The following is a 20,662-nucleotide window of genomic DNA, read 5'->3' as shown; positions in this document are numbered from 1 at the left end:
CCACCTCGCTCACGACCCCGGAAGGCGGCGCGCATGGCTGTTCTCGAGACCATCGGCGGTCCTCGCGATCTCGATCGCCTGACCGCAGCCGAGCTCGAGACGCTGGCGCAGGAGATCCGCGACTTCCTCGTGCGCGAGGTCTCGAAGACCGGCGGCCACCTGGGGCCGAATCTCGGCGTCGTCGAGACGACCATCGCGATCCACCGGGTCTTCGACTCGCCGCACGACGCGATCGTGTTCGACACCGGCCACCAGTCCTACGTCCACAAGCTGCTCACCGGTCGCCAGGACTTCTCGAAGCTCCGGCAGCGCGGCGGCCTCGCCGGCTACCCGCAGCGGAGGGAGTCGCCGCACGACATCGTCGAGAGCTCGCACGCCTCCAGCTCGCTGTCCTGGGCGGACGGCATCTCCCGCGCCTTCACGATGACCGGTCAGACCGACCGCCACGTCGTCGCGGTCGTGGGCGACGGCGCCCTCACCGGCGGCATGACCTGGGAGGCGCTGAACAACATCAGCGACGACAACTCCCGCGGGCTCGTCATCGTGGTCAACGACAACGGGCGCTCCTACGCCCCGACCATCGGCGGCATGGCCCGCTTCCTCAACGGCGTCCGCACGCGGCCGACCTACCGCACGATGCACCGCGGCTCCCGGGCCGTCTCGGAGCGGCTGGGCGGCCCCGCCGCCGCCGTTTACCGCGGCATGCGCGGCGGGCTCCACGGCTTCCTCAGCCGCTTCATCAACAACGAGGCGCTCTACTCCAACCTCGACATCAAGTACCTGGGGCCGATCGACGGACACGACCTGACGGCGATGGAGGAGGCCCTCCAGCAGGCGAAGGACTACGGCCAGCCGGTCATCGTCCACGCGATCACCCAGAAGGGCAAGGGCTTCGGTCCGGCCGTGCACGACCTCGCCGACCAGTTCCACGCCGTCGGGCAGATCGACCCCGAGACGGGCGAGCCGCTGAGCGCGGCCGGGGCCCGATCGTGGACCTCGGTGTTCGCCGAGGAGATCGTCACCCTGGCCGACGAGGACCCGACGATCGTCGGCATCACGGCCGCCATGCTCCGGCCCGTCGGTCTCGACCGCCTCGCGGAGAAGTACCCGGAGCGCGTCTTCGACGTCGGCATCGCGGAGCAGCACGCCGTGACCTCGGCCGCCGGTCTCGCCTTCGGCGGGCTGCATCCGGTCGTCGCGCTGTACGCCACCTTCGTGAACCGCGCCTTCGACCAGGTCTTGATGGACGTCGCACTGCACCGAGCGGGCGTCACCTTCGTGCTGGACCGCGCCGGAGTCACCGGGCCCGACGGTCCGAGCCACCACGGCATGTGGGATCTGGCGATCCTGCAGGTCGTCCCGAACATCCGCCTCGCCGCTCCGCGCGACTCCGTGCGTCTGCGCGAGGAGCTGCGCGAGGCCGTGGGCGTCACCGACGCGCCGACCGTGGTGCGCTTCTCGAAGGGGAGCGTCGGTGACGAGATCGACGCCGTCGAGCGTCTCGGCGACGGGGTCGACGTGCTCGCCCGCGCCGAGCGCAAGGACGTGCTGCTGGTCACGGTCGGGCCGATGGCCGCGATGGGTCTCGAGGTCGCTGAGCGGCTCGCGGCCCAGGGCATCGGAGCCACCGTCGTGGACCCCCGCTGGGTCGTGCCCGTGCCCACCAGCATCATCGAGCTCGCCCGCGAGCACCGCATCGTCGTCTCGATCGAGGACGGGGTGCGCGTCGGTGGGATCGGCACACGCATCCGCCAGGACCTGCGCGAGGCCGGCGTGGACACCGCGGTGACCGAGCTCGGGCTGCCCGACCAGTTCCTCGACCACGCCAAGCGCGAGGAGATCCTCGAGGACGTCGGGCTCACTCCCCAGCACATCGCCCGCGACGTCGTCGCGCAGGTGCTGGGCAGCAAGATCCCGGTCGCCCGCCCGCTCCCGGACGAGGTCGAGGCCCGGGACGACGCCCGCAGCGACTGATCGTCCGTCGGGACCCGTCCCGCAGGCGACGCGCGGAAGGGGCGCCGGATCCGATCCGGCGCCCCTTCCGCGTCACTGCACTCGGCCTCAGTCGACGCCGCGGATGGCGGGGTGGTGGAACGTGTCCCCGAACGCCCGCTCGCTCGCGCCGACCCGGTCGAGGTAGGGCGTGAGCCCACCCATCTGGAACGGGTAGCCCGCGCCCAGGATCAGGCAGAGGTCGATGTCCTCGGCGGCGTGCACGACGTCGTCGTCCAGCATCCGCTTGACCTCGTCCGCGAGACCCGTCTCGACGCGCAGCCGCAGCTGCTCGGCCGTCATCGGCTCCGTGCCCCCGGCGACGATCGCGACCGCGCGCTTGTCGACGCCCTTCACACGCCCCTTCGCGTCGCGCTCGAAGACGTGGCCGAGCTCGGCGAGGCGGTGCAGGTTGGGGCTGTCGAAGAAGCGGTCGGGGAACGCGGCGTGGTGGGTGTCGAGCACGTGCGCGCCGACCTTGAGGCCCACCAGCTCGAGCAGCTCGAACGGGGTCATCGGCAGGCCGAACGGAGCCAGCGACTGCTCGACGACCTCGAAGGGAGTACCCGTGTCGACCGCGTGCATCGCCTCGCCCAGGACCTTCGCCAGCACGCGGTTCACCACGAAGCCCGGGGTGTCGCGCGTGATGACGGCGTTCTTCTTGAGCTTCGCGGCGGTGACCATCGCCGTCGAGAGGGTCTCGTCGTCGGTGTGCGGTGTCCGGACCACCTCGATCAGCGGCATGACCGCGACCGGGTTGAAGAAGTGGAAGCCGATGAGGCGCTCGGGGTGCACCAGCCGCTCGCCGATGCGCTCGACGGAGAGGGACGAGGTGTTGGTCGCGAGCACCGCCGTGGGCGAGACGTAGCGCTCGATATCGGCGAAGACCTCCTGCTTCACCGACAGCTCCTCGAAGACCGCCTCGATCACCCAGTCGGCGTCGGCGAAGTCGGAGCGATCGGTCGTGCCGGTGATCAGCGCGCGGAGGCGGTTCGCGTCGTCGGGGGAGACGCGTCCCTTCGCCAGCAGCGCGTCGATCTCGGCGCGGATGCCCGCGACGCCCTTGTCGACCCGCTCCTGGTCGAGGTCGGTGATGACCACCGGCACCTGGAGGCGGCGGAGGAAGAGCAGCGCGAACTGCGAGGCCATGAGGCCCGCGCCGACGACCCCGACCTTGGTGACGGGCTTGGCCAGCGCCCTGTCGGGCGCTCCCGCGGGACGCTTGGCGCGCTTCTGCACCAGATCGAACGCGTAGATGCTCGCACGGAACTGGTCGCCCGATATCAGGTCGGCCAGCGCCTCGTCCTCGGCGGCGAAGCCCTCCTCGCGCGTGGTGTTCTTCGCGGCCTTGAGCAGCTCCAGCGCGCGGTACGGAGACGCCGCGACCGTGCCGATCCGCGACTCCAGCTGCTTGCGAGCTATCGAGATCGCGACGTCCCACTTGACCAGCCGCTCCAGCTTGCCGGGTGCGTTCAGCCGCTCCACCTTCACGGAGCCGCCGATCACACCGTCGGCCCAGCGGAGCGAGTCCTCGAGGAAGGCGGCGGGCGGGAAGATCGCGTCGGCGATGCCGAGGTCGAACACCTCCTGGCCCTTGAGCGTGCGGTTGTTCTTCAGCGGGTTCTCGACGACGACCTTGAGGGCGTTCTCGATGCCGATCAGGTTCGGCAGGAGCCACGCGCCGCCCCAGCCGGGGATGATGCCGAGGAAGACCTCGGGGAGCCCGAGCGCGGGGATGGAGGAGTCGACGGTGCGGTAGTCGGCGTTCAGGCCGATCTCGGTGCCGCCGCCCAGGGCGAGGCCGTTGATGAAGGCGAAGGACGGCACGCCCAGCTCGGCCAGCATCCCCAGCGTGCGGTGGCCCAGGCGCGCCAGCTGGCGGCCGAGCTCACGGCTCGGGATGGCCCCGACCTTGCTGAGGTCGGCTCCCGCGGCGAGGATGAACGGCTTGCCGGTGATGCCGACCGCCTGGATCTCGCCGCGCGAGGCGCGCTCCTTCTGCGCCAGGAGGACGTCCGCCAGCTCGAAGAGCGACGCCGGCCCGAAGGTGTTGGGGCGGGTGTGGTCGCGGTCGTTGTCGAGCGTGATCAGGGCGAGCGTGCGGCCGCTGGGCAGCGGAACGTCGCGGACGTAGGAGTGGGTGACGACCTCGCCCTCGGCGAGGTCCACGAGGTTCTCGAATCCGTCGAGCATGGGTCAGCGTCCCTTCCGTCGTCCGCGCTTGCCGTCGTAGTGCGGGTTCTCCCAGATCACCGTGCCGCCCTGGCCGAGGCCGACGCAGAGGGCCGTCACGCCGTAGCGGACCTCGGGGTGCGACTCGAACTGCCGGGCCAGCTGGATCATCAGCCGGACCCCGGAGGAGGCGAGCGGGTGGCCGATCGCGATCGCTCCGCCGTACTCGTTGACGCGCGGGTCGTCGTCGTCGAGGCCGAAGTGGTCGAGGAAGGAGATCACCTGCACGGCGAACGCCTCGTTGAGCTCGAAGAGCCCGATGTCCTCGATGGTCAGGCCCGCCTTGCGGAGCGCCTTCTCGGTCGAGGGGACCGGGCCGATGCCCATGATCTCGGGCTCGACGCCGGAGTACGCGAAGCTCACCATCCGCATCTTCGCGGACAGGCCCAGCTCCTGTGCGGCCTCGGCGCTGGCCAGGAGCGACACCGTCGCTCCGTCGTTGAGCCCGGAGGAGTTGCCCGCGGTCACCCGGCCGTGGGGGCGGAACGGGGTCCGCAGGCCCGCGAGGCCCTCGAGGGTCGTCTCGGGGCGCGGTGCCTCATCGGCGGTCGCGAGGCCCCAGCCCGCGGCGCTGCGCGTGGCGACGGGGACGAGGTCCGGCTGGATGCTGCCGGCGGCGTACGCGGCGGCGAGCTTCTGCTGGCTCCGCAGGGCGTAGTGGTCGGCGCGCTCCTTCGTCAGGTGCGGGAAGCGGTCGTGGATCCGCTCCGCCGTGCGGCCCATGTTGAGCGCGTCCTCGCCGACGAGGCGCTCGGAGAGGAAGCGCGGGTTGGGGTCGGCGCCGAAGCCCATCGGGTGCCGGCCCATGTGCTCCACGCCACCGGCGAGGACCACGTCGTAGGCGCCGAACGCGATGCCGCCCGCGGTCGCGGTGACCGAGGTCATCGCTCCGGCGCACATGCGGTCGATGGCGAAGCCGGGCACCGACTTCGGCAGCCCTGCGAGCAGCGCCGCCGTGCGGCCGAGGGTCAGGCCCTGGTCGCCCTGCTGGGTGGTGGCGGCGATCGCCACCTCGTCCACCCGCTCCTTCGGCAGCGCGCCGTTGCGCTCCAGCAGACCGATCATCGCCTTGACGACGAGGTCGTCGGCTCGGGTCTGCCAGTACATGCCCTTCTCGCCGGCACGCCCGAACGGAGTACGGACTCCGTCGATGAACACGACTTCGGATCTCTCGGCCACAATGCCTCCCAGGAACTCACGGTCGCCGTCGATCGTAGGAACCGGCACCGCGCAGCCGGAATCCTTTGCCGCTTCCTACGAAGGGGTTTCGGTGCCCTCGGCCGGCGCTTGGGCCGCTTCGACAAACGCGGTGGCGATCGAGCCCGACGTGGCTTCGACCTGCCAGGCGCGGGCGCCGGCGCGGGTGAGCTCCGCGGCGACCGACTCCGCGGTCAACGGCTCGGGCGGGTTCCAGGCCACCCGGCGCAGCAGCTCCGGCGTGAGCAGGTTCTCGACCGGGAGCGAGAGCAGCTCGGCGATCTCGGTGACCACGGCGCGTCCCGCCTTCAGACGGGCGTCGGCGGCCGGGTTGCGATCGCCCCACGCGCGGGGAGGGGGGAGCGTGTCGGCGGCCGGGCGGGTCGGGCTCGGCAGGTCCTCGGTCGTCGTCCCGCGCTCGATCGCGGCCCACCAGCGCTCGACCTCGCCGCGGCTGGCGCGGCCGGTGAAGTCGCGGCGGCCCGAGAGCTGGCCGATGCTGGTCGGGATGTTGCGGGCGACCGCGATGATCGAGGAGTCGGGGATCAGGCGGCCGGGAGCGATGTCGCGCTCGCGGGCGAACGCGTCCCGGGCCAGCCAGAGCTCGCGCGCCACGGCGAGGGGGCGCGGGCCGCGGAGCGAGTGCATGCCGGAGAGGCGGCGCCACGGATCCGGCGGGACCGCCTTCGGGGCGCGCGCGAGCGTCGCCTCGAACTCCTCGCGGGCGATGCGCGTCTTCCGCGCGGCGATGAGCATCTCCTCCATGCGGTCGCGGAGGTCCACGAGGAGCTCCACGTCCTTCGCGGCGTAGACGAGCCAGCTCTGGGGGAGGGGGCGGGTCGACCAGTCGGCGGCCGAGTGCTCCTTGGCCAGGTGGATGCCGAGGAGGTCCTCGACGACGGCGCCGAGGCCCACCTTGGGCAGTCCGAGGAGCCGGGCGGCGAGCTCGGTGTCGAAGATCCGCACCGGGTCCAGGCCCACCTCGCGCAGGCAGGCGAGATCCTGGCTGGCGGCGTGGAGGACCCACTCCTCCTGGCCGATGACCGCCTGCAGGGCGTCCATCCGGCCGATGGCGGGGGGATCGAAGAGGAACGCGCCGGCACCGCGCCGGTAGACCTGGATCAGGTACGCGCGCTGCGAGTAGGTGAAGCCGGAGGCGCGCTCGGCGTCGACGGCGACGGGGCCCTCGCCGGCGGCGAGGGCGTCGACCGCGGCGAGGAACTCGTCGGGCGTGGAGAGGACACGGTAATCAGTCACGGTTGTTCCGTCGGAAGGCGAGCGGGGTCACACCGTCGCTCGATACGGGCGGGAGACCCGCGAGCATGCACAACAGCTCCCCCCACCCTTCCACGTGAGCGGCGAGCTGCGCATCATCCGGGCTCCAGGAGGCGCGGATCTCGATCTGCGCACCGTCGCCCTGAGCGGCCAGCTCGCCGAAACCGGTGGAGAGCACCTTGGTGGCCGTGCCGGACGCGGCGGAATAGGAGGCGCCCCGCGCCCCGAGGGCATCGATGAGCCAGGACCAGGCGACCTCGGCGAGGAACGGATCGGTGCCGATCTCGACCTCGAGCGGGGCCTGGGCGAAGCAGACGACGCGGAAGGGGCCGCCCCACTGCTCGGGCTCCTCGGGGTCGTAGAGCAGGATGAAGCGCCCCGTGCCCAGCTCGGAGTCGCGTCCGTGCGCGTGCGGCGCGACGTCGCCCGACAGGGCGAGGGCCCAGGGCGCGAGACCCGACGGCGAGGCGATCTCGGACACGGTGAGCTCGGCGCGCGTGGCAGCGGCGCGGATCGACTCCGTCGCGACCCGGAACTCCTCGGGGAGCTGGGACGACGCTGGGAATTCGGGCACGGTCGCAGACTAGGGTTCCGACGCGCCCGGGACGCGGAGGCACGCCGGGTGGGCGGCTCTCAGCGCGTGCGGCTCCAGCGGGCGTAGACGGCCCCGGAATCGTCCGCGGCCAGGAGCGTCAGGGCGTAGGCGTCGTCGACGACGGCCGTGCCCGTCGCGACCGGGAGGCCCGGCAGGACGACGCGCGGCGAGGTGGTGAGGCACAGCTCGTCGACCCGGCCCGAGGCGAGGAACTGGCCCGAGAGCGAGGCGCCGCCCTCGCAGACGACGCGGTGCAGGCCGAGCCCGGCGAGAGCCTCCAGGAGCTCGTCGACGCCGATCCGCTCCGAGGAGGACGGGACCGGGACGACCTCGACGCCGGCGGGGAGCCCCTCCACCGCGCCGCGCGACTCCGGCACCAGCAGCAGGACCCGGGAGCCCTCCTGCAGCTCCAGGCGGTGCCCGGCGAGATCGCCCGAGGCGGAGACGACGGCGAGCGGGACCCGCCGGGGGACGCGGTAGCCCTCGGCGCGGACGCTCGCGGCTCCGACGAGGACGACGTCGGCCTGCTCGCGGACGACTCCGAGGATCGTGCGGTCGACGCGGTTGGTGAGCGTCTCGCTGGTGCCGTCGGAGCCGGTGCTGGAGCCGGTGACGCTCGCGATCATGTTCAGGCGCACGCGCACCGCCTCGTCGGGACGCCAGGCGTCCGCGACCGCCGCTCGCGCGCCCTCCTCGCCGATCACGATCGGCGGACCCGCGGGGACGAGCGGCCGGAGAATCATGCGGCCAGGTGCGCGCGGACCTGCCGCTTGGTGCGGCCGAGCAGCGCGGTCATGCCGCGCAGGCGCAGCGGCGAGACCGCCTCCGAGAGGCCGATGGTCTGCGGGAAGTCGTCGGGGACGGCGAGCACCTGCTCGGGGGTGAGCCCGGCCAGGCCCTGCGCCAGGATCGACGCGAAGCCGCGCGTCGTGGGCGCCTCGCGGGGAGCAGTGGCGTGCAGGTGCACGATCCCGCCCTCCACGTCGACGACGATGAAGACGGGCGCCTGGCACTCCTCCACGCGCTCGAAGAGGTCCGGGTGGTCGCGGTAGCGCTCGGGCAGGTCGGGGAGCTCGTTCGAGAACTCGAGCAGGAGCTGCAGGCGCTCCGGCTTCTCGAGGGCGAGGAACTCCTCGCGGATGTCGCGCAGAGCGTCGGGGAGCGTGGTGTCGGTCATCCGGTCCAGTGTCTCATCGGGGGAGGGGCGGCGGGCGGTCGCAGCGGAGGCCGGGAGCCCGGATCCGGCCCGTCGACGGGCGGATCGGCGCTCCCGGCCTCCGCCGTGACGCGTCAGCGGGCCGCGGGGGCCTCGCCGGGCTCGGCGCCCTGCACGATCGGGACGCGGACGGCGCTGCCCCACTCGGTCCAGGAGCCGTCGTAGTTGCGGACGCCCTCGAAGCCGAGGAGGTGGGTCAGCACGAACCAGGTGTGGGCGGAGCGCTCGCCGATCCGGCAGTAGGCGATGACGGAGTCGCCGTCCTTCAGCCCCGCGCCCTCGCGGTAGATGCCGTTCAGCTCGTCGAGGGGGCGGAAGGTGCCGTCCTCGGCGGCGGCCCTGCCCCAGGGCACGTTCTGCGCGCTGGGGATGTGACCGGCGCGCAGGGCGCCCTCCTCCGGGTAGGCCGGCGCCGTGGTGCGCTGCCCGGTGAACTCCTCCGGGGAGCGGACGTCGATCAGCGGGTTGCCGAAGTGCGCGAGGACGTCGTCCTTGAAGGCGCGGATCTCGGCGTCGCTGCGCTCGACGACGGGGTACTCGGCGGGCTCCGGGGAGGAGGCGTCGGTGGTCGTCGGGCGGCCCTCCGCGAGCCACTTGTCGCGGCCGCCGTCGAGCAGACGGACGTCCTCGTGGCCGAAGAGGGTGAAGACCCAGAGCGCGTAGGCGGCCCACCAGTTGTTCTTGTCGCCGTAGACGACGACGGTGGTGTCGCGGGCGATGCCCTTGCCGCCGACGAGCGCGGCGAACGCGGCACCGTCGATGTAGTCGCGCTGCACCGGGTCGTTGAGGTCGGTGTGCCAGTCGATCTTGACGGAGCCGGGGATGTGGCCGGTCTCGTAGAGCAGGACGTCCTCGTCGGACTCGACGACGACGAGACCGGGAGTGCCGAGGCGCTGCTCGAGCCAGTCGGCGCTGACGAGCCGTTCGGGGTGCGCGTAGGAGGCGAACTTCGGCGACGGATCGGTTTCGACGGACAAGGAGGACCTCCAGGATGGTGCGCGGAGCGCGGGCGTGATTCCACGGCGGGCTACGCTGGAGCCCGCCCTTCAGCGACAGTACGCGTCCGCGGACGACGCCGCACGGAGGGCGCCGTAAGAGTTCGACACAGAACCGCGGCGGCTCCGTGCCCGGTGCGGCCGCCGCCACTGAGCGCACGGACCCCCGCCGTGCGCAGGATGCGAGACGCGAGTGAGCCCCGACGACGTCCGATCGACGAGCAGCCTGACCGCCCGCTCGCCCCAGATCAGCGGGCACGAGATCGCGTCGACGCTGGTGCCCCCGCGCCAGTTCGAGGGCGCCACCTTCGAGAGCTACCGTCCCGACCCGGAGTACCCCTCGCAGGCCGACGCGGTGGAGGCTCTCCGCGCGTTCGCCGCCGGCGGCGGATCCAAGGGCGGCGGAGGCGGCTTCCTGGGCTTCGGCCGGAAGAAGGCCCCCGCGGTCAAGCCGGGCGTGTACCTCGACGGCGGCTTCGGCGTCGGCAAGACCCACCTGCTCGCGGCGATCTGGCACGCGGTGCCGGGCCGCACCTACTTCGGGACGTTCATCGAGTACACCGCGCTCGTCGGCGCGCTCGGCTACGCGGCGACCGTCTCTCTCCTCAAGGGCTCGGCGCTCCTGTGCATCGACGAGTTCGAACTGGACGACCCGGGCGACACGATGCTGATGACGCGGCTCCTCGGCGAGCTCGTCGCCTCCGGGACCCGCATCGCCGCGACCTCGAACACCCCGCCCAACGCGCTGGGCGAGGGGCGCTTCGCCGCAGCGGACTTCCTCCGCGAGATCCAGTCGATGGCCGCCCACTTCGAGACGATGCGGATCGACGGCACCGACTACCGGCGCCGCGACATCGAGGGCCACGCCGTGGTGCGCACCGACGAGGAGATCGACGCTCTCGTCGCGGCCGCCCCCGCAGGCTCCGTCGTCACCGACGACCCGTTCGCGGGCGCCGTGCACCACCTGGGCACCGTGCACCCCTCCCGCTACATCAAGGTGATCGACGGCGTCGACACCATCGTGCTCCGGGGCGTCACCGCTCTGACCGACCAGACCGACGCCCTGCGCCTCGTGGCCTTCATCGACCGGGTCTACGACGCGCAGATCCCGGTCCTCGCCTCCGGGACGCCCCTCGACGAGGTCTTCGGCGGCGACATGCTGAGCGGCGGCTACCGCAAGAAGTACCTGCGCTCGATGTCGCGGCTCATCGCGCTCACCTCGATGGCGCCCCGCTCCTAGGGGCGGATCCGCTCTCCTCCCGGCGTTCCCAGGGTCGTCGTCGTGCCGTCCGCCAGCGCGCCGTAACGCGCTTTTTACACAGGGGCCTCGGCCGTAACCTCCGCGAAACGCGGTGCCTCACGGGACGAAACCTCGCGCCACCAGACTGTCGGCTACCCGAGGTGACCCGACACCCGCGTGTCTCCAGGCCGTGCTCCGACGCAGCGTCCTCGCTCCGGGCTTTTCTCTGCACACTCACGAGAGGTTCAACAATGGATCAAGGCAATACCGCGTTCCTGCTCATCGCAGCCGCGCTGGTCCTGCTCATGACCCCCGGGCTCGCCTTCTTCTACGGCGGCCTGGTGCGTGCGAAGAGCGTCATCAGCATGATGATGCTCAGCTTCGGAGCCATGGGCCTCATCGGGGTCCTCTGGGTCCTGTACGGCTACGCGATCGCGTTCGGCAACGGCCCGTCCGGCCCCGCAGGGACCGACACCTTCGTCGGCATCGACGGCGTCCTCGGCATCGACACCGCCCAGATCGGCCTGCAGGGCATCTACAACGACGCGCTCGGCGAGCAGACGTCGGCCTACCCGACGCTGGCCTTCGCCGCGTTCCAGGCGACGTTCGCGATCATCACCGTCGCGCTCATCTCCGGCGCCATCGCGGACCGCGCGAAGTTCGGGGCCTGGATGGTCTTCGCCGGCGTCTGGGCCACCGTCGTCTACTTCCCGGTCGCCTCGTGGGTCTTCAACTTCACCCTCGGCGACGACGCCACCGTCGTCGACGGCGGCTGGATCGCCTACGGCGTCGGCGCGATCGACTTCGCGGGCGGCACCGCCGTCCACATCAACGCCGGAGCGGCGGCCCTCGCCCTCGCCCTGGTGCTCGGCAAGCGCGTCAACTTCACCAAGGGCGCGCACCAGCCGCACAACCCGCCGTTCGTGCTCCTGGGCGCCGGACTGCTGTGGTTCGGCTGGTTCGGGTTCAACGCCGGCTCCGAGCTCGCCGCCGACGGCATCGCGGCCGTCGCCTTCCTGAACACCATCGCCGCTCCGGCCGCCGCGATCCTCGGCTGGCTCGTCGTCGAGAAGATCAAGGACGGCAAGCCCACCTCGATCGGCGCCGCCTCGGGCGCGGTCGCGGGCCTCGTCGCGATCACCCCGGCCTGCGCCAGCCTGTCGCCGTTCTGGGCGATCGTCCTGGGCGTCATCACCGGCGCCGTCTGCGCCCTGGCGATCGACCTGAAGTACCGCCTCGGCTACGACGACTCGCTCGACGTGGTCGGCGTGCACCTGGTCGGCGGCCTCATCGGAACGCTCTACATCGGCTTCTTCGGCACCGGCGTGGGCCTGTTCCTCACCGGCGACGCGAGCCAGCTCGGCAAGCAGGCCCTCGCGGCCTTCACCGTCCTCGCCTACTCCTTCGTCATGACGCTCCTCATCGGCTGGATCATCCAGAAGACGATGGGCTTCCGCGTGAAGAACGAGGACGAGATCGCCGGCATCGACACGGCCATCCACGGCGAGGCGGGCTACGTCCTGGCGGACTGACCCCCTCCTCCGCAGCACCCGACGGGGTGCCGGCTCTCCGGAGCCGGCACCCCGTCGGCGCGTCCGGGCCGGGCGACCGCCGGGCGCGCCCCCGCAGGCGGGCGGCCGCGGATCCGGGCTAGGGTTCCGGGGTGCCCTCCTCGCGCTCGGTCGTGTCCCTGCTCCTCCGACTCCTCGGCCGCGCGGTCGCCCCGCGGCCGGACGCCGGGCCCCGCCCGCAGCGCCCGTACCTGAGCACGACGGCGCCGACGCCGGGCGCGAGCGGAGTGGGCCGCACCGTCGAGGTCGACCCGTCGCGGCTCCGCGGGGTCCGCCTGGGCTACGCGCCCACGCCCGACGGCGACCCGGACCCGGGCGAGGTCGTCTGGACCTGGGTGCCGTACGAGGAGGACGACGGCCGCGGCAAGGACCGCCCGGTGCTCGTGCTCGCGGTCGAGAAGTCGGGGACGGTTCTCGCCGTGCGGCTGAGCTCGAAGGAGCACTCCGACTACCTGGCCGTCGGCACCGGCGGCTGGGACCCGGACGGGCGCCCCAGCTGGGTCGACCCGGAGCGCGTGTTCCGCGTGCACCCCGCCGGGATGCGCCGCGAAGGAGCATCTCTGGAGCGTGCTCGGTACGACGCCGTCGCCCGGGTGCTCTCGGCGCGGTACGGCTGGCACTGAGCGCTCGACGCCGTCGAGCGGCCATGAGTGGTCGCCGCTGAGCGCCTCACGGGAGATCCCTGCCCGTCGAACGAGGGCCGTGCTCCTCGGAGGAGGCGTCAGACCGGGTCGATCGGCACGAAGCCCGCGTACTTCGCGGCGCGGCCGTCCCCGGAGGACGTGCCGGTGAGCCTCCGCTGCACCCACGGCGCGACGTGCTGCCGGTAGTACTGCACGGTTCCGCCGCGCCGGAGTGCGGCCTCGGGAGCGTCGGGCAGCGCGGCGGGCGGCGTGAGCCCGAGCGCCCGCAGGACCCGGTCGGCCACCCGCCGGTGCCCCCGCGGGCCGAGGTGCAGGCGGTCCTCCGACCACAGCTCCGGATCGGCGAAAGCGGGGTCGTGCCAGTTGTCGGCGACGACCACGTCGGTCCGGTGGCTCGTCCGACGCAGGACGGCGTCGGTCAGCGCGTCCCCGCGGCGGCGGATGAGCGAGCCGAGCGGGAGCCGCGGCGACGGGTCGGCGCCGGCCAGGGCGATCAGCACGACGCCCTGCTCGTCGCAGCGCTCGAGCACACGGAGGTAGGCGTCGGCGATCCGCTCGATGTCGGCCCGCGGGCGCAGCATGTCGTTGCCGCCTCCGTTGAAGGAGAGGTGGGTCGGGCCGAGGGCGAGCGCGGGCTCGAGCTGCTCGGCGAGGATCGGCGCGATGAGCCGGCCCCGGATCGCGAGGTTGGCGTACTCGATCCGCTCACCCGTGGCCGCCGCCCATCCCGCGGCCGCCAGATCGGCCCAGCCGCGCGGGGTGCCGTCCGGCCGCTCGTCGCCGACGCCCTCGGTGAAGGAATCGCCGATCGCGACGTAGCGGACGGCCGTCATCGGCGGGTTCCGGAGGTGCGCATCGTGGCACTTTACCGCTCCGCGGCCGGGCTCAGGCGCGGCGCCTCAGCGGGGTGACCGGTGCCGAGCGGATGCTGCTGGGGCGGGCCGGCGTCGCGGCACCCGGCGCTGCGGCGAGCAGCTCCTCCTCGGGCCGGATGCCGGGCCGGTGCTCGCGCTCGGGACGCGGGGCGGCCCGGAACCAGGCGGCCAGCGCGGAGGACCGGCGGTGCCTCCGGTGGTCGCGGTCCAGCTCGGCGGTGCCCCGGTAGCCGGAACCCCGGGCGATGCGGTCGAGGCCGCCGAGAGCGACGGGGGTGCTCGCCATCAGGACGGCGGCCAGCTCGAGTCGGCGGAGGGCGAGGTGCTCGTCGAGGCCGAGCCCGTAGCAGCGGCGGAACCGCAGCCGCAGCAGCAGGGCGGGCATCCGCAGCTCGGCGGCGAGGTGGTGGACGGTGAAGCGCCGATCCAGGTAGCACTCGTTGACGAGGGCGGCCGCCGCGATGGCGACGACGTCGAGCGGCCGGCGGGAGGCGGCTAGGCGAGGGGTGGGGGTTCGGGTGTCCAGGGGAGGCATGCACAGGAGACGCGCGAGGTCCCTGTTCGTGACGCGGAGGCGCGGAATGCGTTCGGGTGGCGCAGTGATCGGTGTCGGACCGGCTCGACCGGCAGGGGCTGTGCCATCGTCGGGAGGGGGCGGAGTCCCCGCCGATCCGGAACCGACACCCAGGAGACGACCGCATGGCGCACGCCGCGCTGATCATCCACAGCGCACGGAAGGTCGACGCGGCCGGGACGGTGGAGCACCACTGGCTCCGCGCGCGGGACGGCGCGATCACGGCGACCGGCACCGGCACCGGCTGGCAGGCGCAGGCGGAGGGGGCGGAGCTGCACGACGCGCGGGGCCTCACCGCTGTCCCGGGCTTCCTCGACCTCCATGTGCACGGAGGGGGCGGTCACGGCTTCGACGGAGGAGCGGAGGCGATCCGCGCGGGCCTCGCGCTGCACCGCTCCCGTGGCACCACGCGCTCGCTGGTCAGCCTGGTCTCGGCGCCGCTGGAGCAGCTGGAGTCCTCTCTGGACGCGGTCTCGGCCCTCGCGGCCACCGACCCGCTCGTGCTCGGCGCGCACCTCGAGGGCCCGTTCCTCGCGCCCTCGCGCAGGGGAGCGCACGACCCCGCGGCTCTCGTGCACCCCTCCTCCGGCGCGGTCGGCCGGCTGCTGGACGCCGCCCGCGGACGCCTCGCGCAGATCACGCTCGCGCCCGAGCTGCCGGGAGCCCTCGCCGCGGTGGAGCGGCTCGCCGGCGCCGGCACGGTGGTCGCGGTGGGCCACACCGAGGCGGACGCCGACCAGGCGCGGGCAGCGTTCGACCGCGGAGCCCGGCTGGTCACGCACGCGTTCAACGCCATGCCCGGGATCGGCCACCGCTCCCCGGGCCCGATCCCGGTGGCCCTGGGAGACGAGAGGGTCGCGCTCGAGCTGATCCTCGACGGCCGGCACGTGGACGTCGAGGTGGTGCGGCTCGCGTTCGCGGCGGCTCCCGGGCGGATCGCGCTCGTCACCGACGCGATGGCGGCGGCCGGGGCGGGCGACGGAGCGCACCGCCTCGGCCCGCTCGACGTCGAGGTGCTCGGCGGAGTCGCCCGGCTCGCGGGCACCGCTGTGCTCGCCGGATCCACGCTCACGCAGGACGAGGCCCTGCGGCGCGCCGTCGGGCCCGGTCGGCTCGGGCTGGAGGCGTCCGTCGCCGCCCTCACCGCCGTTCCCGCCCGCGTGCTCGGCCGTGGCGACCTCGGCCTGCTGGCCCCCGGGTACCGCGCCGACGTCGTCCTGCTCGACGCATCGCTCCGCGTGCAGCGGGTCTGGGCCGAGGGGCGCCCGTTCCCCGACTCCGCGGCCGGCGCGACGCGACCCCGGGTCAGGGCGTCGGCGTGACGGTCCAGGTCCCCTCGGTCTGGACGGCCATGACGCCGGGCAGGTCGGCCTCGAACACCTCGGAGAAGGCGACGGAGTCGCCGAACAGCTGCGGCTGATCGGAGGTCGTGAACACGCGGCCGGAGAACGAGTCGTCCGGACCCGCGGGCGTGTAGTCGACCGTCACGCGCGGGACGTCGTCGGAGAAGAACAGGACGGCCGGGCCGGTGCCGGACTGCGCACCGCTCACCGTCGCGAGGTCGTTCCAGCTCTGCAGGCCGAGCGTCCACGGCCCGTCGGCTCGGACGATCACCTGCTGCTCGACGGGGTCGTCGCGGAAGATCCCGGTCAGGAACGACCCCGTCATCGGGGCGGCGGCCTCGCCGAAGGGCGTCATCCGGCCCGCGGCGGTGACGATCGCCGTGCCGGTGCAGGCCGAGCAGTCCAGGCTCAGGACGACCGCGAACTCGCCCTGCCGCTGGAACGACACGTCGGCCGGGCCGGTGCCCGAGACGGTGGCGGGGACTCCCTCGCCGACCGGCCCGGCGTCGACGACGGTTCCGACCGGCTCGGCGGTCGCCGGAGCGGAGGGGGTCGGGCTCGAAGTGATCAGGTCGGTGATGGCGGGTCTCGGCGTCCGCGAGGCGGGCGCGGACGCCGTGGCGCCCGCCTCGGCCCCGCCGCCGGCGGTGCACCCGCCCAGCAGCAGGAGCCCCGCCGCTGCCGTCGTCGCCACTGCTGCTGTCGTCCCCTGAGCCCTCATGCGTCCAGACTGCCAGGGCTGGTCCGGATCGTCGTCCCCGGAGGGAGTCAGAGGAGCAGGGCGCCGAGGCCCGCGGCGGCGAGGACGACGATCCACGGGGGCACGGTCCAGCGCGTCAGCGCCACGAAGGCGCCGATCGCGAGCGCCAGAGCGCCGGTCGAGCCGATGCCCTCGGTCAGCACCGGGTCGTAGAGGGCGCCGCCGAGCAGTCCCACCACGCCGGCGTTCACGCCGGCCAGCGCCCTCTGCGCGACCGGCAGGTGCCGCAGCCGCTGCCAGAACGGGAGCACGCCGACCACGAGCAGAGCGCCCGGCAGGAAGATCGCGACCAGCGCGATCGCCGCCCCCGCGACACCGTCCGGCGTCCCCGCGCCCACCGCGCCGAGGAACGCGGAGAAGGTGAAGAGCGGGCCGGGCACCGCCTGCGCCGCCCCGTATCCGGCCAGGAACTCGCTCTGCCCGACCGTGCCCGCGCCGACCGTCTGCGCCTCCAGCAGAGGCAGCACGACGTGGCCGCCCCCGAACACCAGAGCGCCCGCGCGGTAGAAGACGGAGGCGAGACCCGCCGCTCCCTCGCCCGTGAGAGCGTCCAGCAGGGGGAGGCCGGCCAGGAGGAGTCCCCAGAGGGCGAGCGCCGAGACCGCGAGCGCCGTCGGGATTCGGACCGCGAAGCCCGGGCCGTCGTCTGGAGCCGCCTCCTCACGGCGGAGCCACAGGACGCCGGCCAGGCCCGCCGCCGCGATCACCGCCACTTGCAGCGCGGGCTCCGGGGCGAGGAGCACGGCGACGGCCGCCGCACCGGCGATCGTCGCGCGTCGGCGGTCCGGTGCGAGCGAGCGCGCCATCCCGAGCACGGCCTGTGCGACGACCGCGGCCGCCGCCGCCTGGAGGCCCAGGAGCCAGCCGGCGGAGGCGACATCGCCCGTACCGGCGACGAGCCCGGCGACGAGGACCAGGGCGATCGCCGAGGGGAGCGTGAATCCGCACCACGCGGCGACCAGTCCGGCGAGTCCCGCGCGCTGCAGGCCGACCGCCATCCCGACCTGGCTGGACGCGGGTCCGGGGAGGAACTGGCACAGCGCGACGAGGTCGGCGTACGCGCGATCGGTCAGCCAGCCGCGGCGCACCACGAACTCCTCGCGGAAGTAGCCGAGGTGCGCGATCGGCCCGCCGAACGAGGTCAGCCCGAGGCGGAGGAACACGAGGAGCACGGGGAGGGCGCCGCCCCGCTGCAGCCGACCCGTCTCCGACACGGGGGCATCCTGCCAGACGGCGGTGTCCAGCACGCGTCGTGTCACCGGAAAAGGGACGATAAGCGGCCGGATAAGCGATTCCTTCTTCTCCGGTTGATGAAACGGTGGGTAGAAATACTGAACCCCTTCTCATCCCCTCTGTTAGCCTGATCCGGCTTCCCTTTCCTTCTCGAGGAGAAGGTGATCCGCATCAGTAGCGCGAGCGCTGCCGCTCGTTCACTGAACGCCTTCTCCTCCTCTTTCGATCGGTGTACCCGGAACGGTGACGATCGGAAAGGCTCTCTCTTCCGTGACTCCTCAGGACACTGCCGTCGGCGACTCCGCCGACTCCTCCCGCACCGGCTCCCGATCGGGCGTCAAGGCCCTCTCCGCTCTCTCCCGCCGCACGATCCTCGCCGGATCCGTCGCCGGCGCGGGCGCGATCGCCTTCGCGACGCCGGCCCTCGCGGCCGGCGACCTCACCGCGGTGCCCCGACTGCCCGGCGAGGTCTCGCGCCTGTCCACCGCCACGTCGAAGACGGGCGGGAAGCGCTACGAGATCATCGACGTCGTCGTCGCGGGGGACCGGGCGCGCCTGTTCGTGCCGCACGCGACGCCTCCGTCGCAGACCAGGGGCGCATCGATGCTCTGGTACTACCACGCCCGCAACGGCACCCACACGGCGCTCTCGAGCGCCTTCGCGTACTCGGCCGACCTCGCCGTGGACCGCGGCATCGTCAGCATCTGCCCGACCTACGGCGGCAGCATCTGGTCGAGCCCGCGAGCGATCGAGATCCAGGCCGCTGTCGTCGCCTGGGCCTCGTCGGTGTGGCGGATCGACGCGAGCCTCCTGCGCTCCGACTCCGGGGGCGGGCCGCTTCTGACCTGGGCCTACGGGAAGCGGATGGTGCCGAACATCCGGGGCGCGTACCTCTGCAACAGCTCCTACGACATGGAGGAGCGGGCGGCGAGCGAACCGGACCGGATCGGCCCCGAGTACGCCGACGCCGCGGCCATCGCCGCCACCAACCCGGCGCGGCTGCCCGCGTCGGTGTGGCGCGGTGCGCGGCTGAGGATCACCGGATCGCCCGACGACAAGGTCGTGCCGTTCGCTCTGCACGGCGCCGCCCTCCACGCCGCGGCCCTGCCCCTGGCGAAGGAGGCGACGGTCCGCACCCACCCGGGGGAGGGCACCGACGGGCACAAGGTCCCGAGCTTCACCAACAAGGAGATGCTCGACACCTTCCAGCGCTGGATCGCCGAGGGCCCCGTGCCGCAGACGGAGCCCGAGCCCGAGACGCCGCCCGTGTCCACGCTGCCCGGCGCGGGCACCTACGAGAACGGCGCCGCGCAGATCGTCACCACCGGCACCTGGACGACGCTGAAGGCCACCGCGGACAGCGGCGGGAGCATCGCCTACTCGACCAGCTCCGACGCCTCCGCGACGCTCGCCTTCACCGGCACGAGCATCGCCTGGATCAGCCGACTCACGTCGTCCTCCGGGATCAACGACGTCGAGCTCGACGGTGTGAAGGTCGCCTCCGTCGACCGCTACAGCGCGTCCACCCGCTCGAAGCAGACGGTGTGGAGCAGCGGACAGCTCGCCGCCGGGCCGCACACGCTGACGATCCGCCGGGGGAGCGGCCGCAATCCGGCCTCGACCGGGACCAACCTGCTGCTCGACTCCTTCGTGGTCGGCGACGCGACGCCTCCGCCGGCGACGACGCTGCCCGGAGCGGGCACCTACGAGAACGGCGCCGCCCCGATCGTCACGACCGGCACCTGGTCGACGTTGAAGGCGAGCACGGACAGCGGCGGCAGCATCGCCTACTCGACCACCGCGGGCGCCTCCGCCACCCTCGCCTTCACGGGCACCAGCGTGAGCTGGATCAGCCGCCTCACCGGCTCGTCCGGCATCAACGAGGTCGAGCTCGACGGAGTCAAGGTCGCGTCCGTCGACCGCTACAGCGCCGCGACGCGGTCGAAGCAGACGGTCTGGAGCAGCGGACAGCTCGCGGCCGGGCCGCACACGGTGACCATCCGCCGCGGGAGCGGCCGCAACCCGGCCTCGAGCGGCACCAACCTGATCCTCGACGCGTTCGTGGTCGGCGACGCCGCTCCGGTCCCCACGGTCACCGTGCCCACGCCGATCGCGGAGTGGTCCTTCGCCGAGAGCGCCGCCCCCTTCGCCTCGGCCGTCGCGGGCGCTCCGGCGCTCCGGCAGGGCGCGGGCTCCTCCGCCCGCGCCGTCGCCACGCCGTTCGGCACCGGAGTCGCCCTCAACGGGACGACGGACCACCTGGTCGTCCCCAAGGACGAGGTCGGCCCGCTCAACCTGGGCGCCTCGACCGGCCAGGTGACGATCGCGGTGTGGGTGCTCAACTCCGCCGCGGACGGCGCCTGCATCGCGGGCGTCTGGGAGGAGTCGACGGTCGGGCCGCTGCGCTCCTACGCGCTGTTCAACAACCTCCCCGAGTACGGCGGCTGGGAGCGCGTGTGCATGCACGTCTCGAAGCTCGGCGGGCCGACGCCCGGCTACCCGTACTCGCGCGACTACTCGGTGGAGCCCCGCCGGATCACGCGCGGCGTGTGGCAGCTGCACGTCGGGACGTACGACGGCGCAGTCGCGGTCTCGTACCTCGACGGCGCCGCCACCGCGTACCCGGTGTACACCGACAAGCTCGGCGCGACCTACGCCAAGAACCCCTACGTCTACCCCGACGGCCTCAACGCGGCTCCCGGCGACTTCGTGGTCGGAGCGGTCGGCCGGGACGGCACGATGATCAACCGCTTCGCCGGCTCCCTCGCCCGACTGCGGGTGTGGGACCGGGCGCTGACCGCGGAGCAGGTGAAGCAGCTCTACTCGGCCGAGAAGGGCGCTCTCGGGTGACGACCCGAGGGCGGTGACACGAGTCCGAGAAGCGGATGATCCGCTTCTCGGACAAGGCCGTTCGAGCGAT

General features: G+C 73.0%; 17 protein-coding genes. 6 read left to right on the top strand and 11 right to left on the bottom strand.

The window, feature by feature from the left end:
* Positions 1 to 33: 33 nt before the first annotated feature.
* Complete coding sequence (gene dxs / locus C5B95_RS05830) at positions 34 to 1,974, top strand: 1-deoxy-D-xylulose-5-phosphate synthase (protein ID WP_104267881.1); 1,941 nt, start codon at positions 34 to 36, stop codon at positions 1,972 to 1,974.
* 87 nt (positions 1,975 to 2,061) lie between these two features.
* On the opposite strand, the gene C5B95_RS05825 is transcribed toward dxs, so the two are convergent.
* From C5B95_RS05825 to C5B95_RS05795, 7 genes are all read right to left on the bottom strand, one after another.
* A complete protein-coding gene (locus tag C5B95_RS05825) occupies positions 2,062 to 4,185 on the bottom strand; it encodes a 3-hydroxyacyl-CoA dehydrogenase NAD-binding domain-containing protein (protein WP_104348678.1) in 2,124 nt (707 codons plus the stop codon).
* A gap of 3 nt (positions 4,186 to 4,188) precedes the next feature.
* Entirely contained in the window at positions 4,189 to 5,403 is a 1,215-nt protein-coding gene (locus C5B95_RS05820) for a thiolase family protein (RefSeq protein ID WP_104348677.1), read from the bottom strand.
* A gap of 75 nt (positions 5,404 to 5,478) precedes the next feature.
* Positions 5,479 to 6,678, bottom strand: coding sequence for a ribonuclease D (locus tag C5B95_RS05815; protein WP_104222092.1), 1,200 nt, complete (start codon positions 6,676 to 6,678; stop codon positions 5,479 to 5,481).
* On the bottom strand, positions 6,671 to 7,270 hold the full coding sequence (locus C5B95_RS05810; RefSeq protein ID WP_104222090.1) for a DUF3000 domain-containing protein: 600 nt from the start codon (positions 7,268 to 7,270) through the stop codon (positions 6,671 to 6,673). The genes C5B95_RS05815 and C5B95_RS05810 overlap by 8 nt, the downstream gene beginning before the upstream one ends.
* A 59-nt stretch (positions 7,271 to 7,329) precedes the next feature.
* Entirely contained in the window at positions 7,330 to 8,034 is a 705-nt protein-coding gene (locus tag C5B95_RS05805; protein WP_104222088.1) for a dihydrofolate reductase family protein, read from the bottom strand.
* On the bottom strand, positions 8,031 to 8,468 hold the full coding sequence (locus tag C5B95_RS05800; RefSeq protein ID WP_104222086.1) for a SufE family protein: 438 nt from the start codon (positions 8,466 to 8,468) through the stop codon (positions 8,031 to 8,033). Before C5B95_RS05800 ends, C5B95_RS05805 begins: the two co-directional genes overlap by 4 nt.
* 113 nt (positions 8,469 to 8,581) lie before the next feature.
* Positions 8,582 to 9,484, bottom strand: coding sequence for a sulfurtransferase (locus C5B95_RS05795; RefSeq protein ID WP_104232576.1), 903 nt, complete (start codon positions 9,482 to 9,484; stop codon positions 8,582 to 8,584).
* Positions 9,485 to 9,695: 211 nt separating this feature from the next.
* Here C5B95_RS05795 and zapE point away from each other — a divergent pair, with 211 nt between their 5' ends.
* The 3 genes from zapE to C5B95_RS05780 all read left to right on the top strand — a co-directional run bounded on the left by zapE (position 9,696) and on the right by C5B95_RS05780 (position 12,936).
* On the top strand, positions 9,696 to 10,742 hold the full coding sequence (gene zapE, locus C5B95_RS05790; protein WP_104348676.1) for a cell division protein ZapE: 1,047 nt from the start codon (positions 9,696 to 9,698) through the stop codon (positions 10,740 to 10,742).
* Between the two features lie 251 nt (positions 10,743 to 10,993).
* The gene (locus C5B95_RS05785; RefSeq protein ID WP_104222080.1) at positions 10,994 to 12,274 is read left to right on the top strand and encodes an ammonium transporter; all 1,281 of its coding nucleotides are present in this window, start codon (positions 10,994 to 10,996) and stop codon (positions 12,272 to 12,274) included.
* A gap of 131 nt (positions 12,275 to 12,405) precedes the next feature.
* Complete coding sequence (locus tag C5B95_RS05780; protein WP_219813824.1) at positions 12,406 to 12,936, top strand: type II toxin-antitoxin system PemK/MazF family toxin; 531 nt, start codon at positions 12,406 to 12,408, stop codon at positions 12,934 to 12,936.
* Positions 12,937 to 13,034: 98 nt separating this feature from the next.
* On the opposite strand, the gene C5B95_RS05775 is transcribed toward C5B95_RS05780, so the two are convergent.
* Positions 13,035 to 13,790 carry an SGNH/GDSL hydrolase family protein gene (locus tag C5B95_RS05775; RefSeq protein ID WP_104262912.1) on the bottom strand — a complete coding sequence of 252 codons (756 nt, stop codon included), beginning with the start codon at positions 13,788 to 13,790 and terminating at the stop codon, positions 13,035 to 13,037.
* Between the two features lie 52 nt (positions 13,791 to 13,842).
* A complete protein-coding gene (locus C5B95_RS05770; protein ID WP_104348675.1) occupies positions 13,843 to 14,367 on the bottom strand; it encodes a hypothetical protein in 525 nt (174 codons plus the stop codon).
* A 164-nt stretch (positions 14,368 to 14,531) separates the two neighbouring features.
* Here C5B95_RS05770 and C5B95_RS05765 point away from each other — a divergent pair, with 164 nt between their 5' ends.
* Positions 14,532 to 15,728, top strand: a complete 1,197-nt coding sequence (locus C5B95_RS05765) for an N-acetylglucosamine-6-phosphate deacetylase (protein WP_104337294.1) — start codon at positions 14,532 to 14,534, stop codon at positions 15,726 to 15,728.
* On the opposite strand, the gene C5B95_RS05760 is transcribed toward C5B95_RS05765, so the two are convergent.
* A complete protein-coding gene (locus C5B95_RS05760; protein WP_146076492.1) occupies positions 15,712 to 16,470 on the bottom strand; it encodes a hypothetical protein in 759 nt (252 codons plus the stop codon). The two genes, C5B95_RS05765 and C5B95_RS05760, sit on opposite strands and share 17 nt — an antisense overlap.
* Before the next feature lie 47 nt (positions 16,471 to 16,517).
* Complete coding sequence (chrA, locus tag C5B95_RS05755; RefSeq protein ID WP_258059829.1) at positions 16,518 to 17,723, bottom strand: chromate efflux transporter; 1,206 nt, start codon at positions 17,721 to 17,723, stop codon at positions 16,518 to 16,520.
* 289 nt (positions 17,724 to 18,012) lie between these two features.
* Here chrA and C5B95_RS05750 point away from each other — a divergent pair, with 289 nt between their 5' ends.
* A complete protein-coding gene (locus C5B95_RS05750; RefSeq protein WP_104348673.1) occupies positions 18,013 to 20,592 on the top strand; it encodes a LamG-like jellyroll fold domain-containing protein in 2,580 nt (859 codons plus the stop codon).
* Positions 20,593 to 20,662: the final 70 nt, after the last annotated feature.

The sequence above is a fragment of the Rathayibacter sp. AY1A7 genome (assembly GCF_002930845.1).
In the GTDB taxonomy this organism is placed as follows: Bacteria; Actinomycetota; Actinomycetes; order Actinomycetales; family Microbacteriaceae; genus Rathayibacter.
This window is presented reverse-complemented; position numbering and strand designations above follow the sequence as displayed.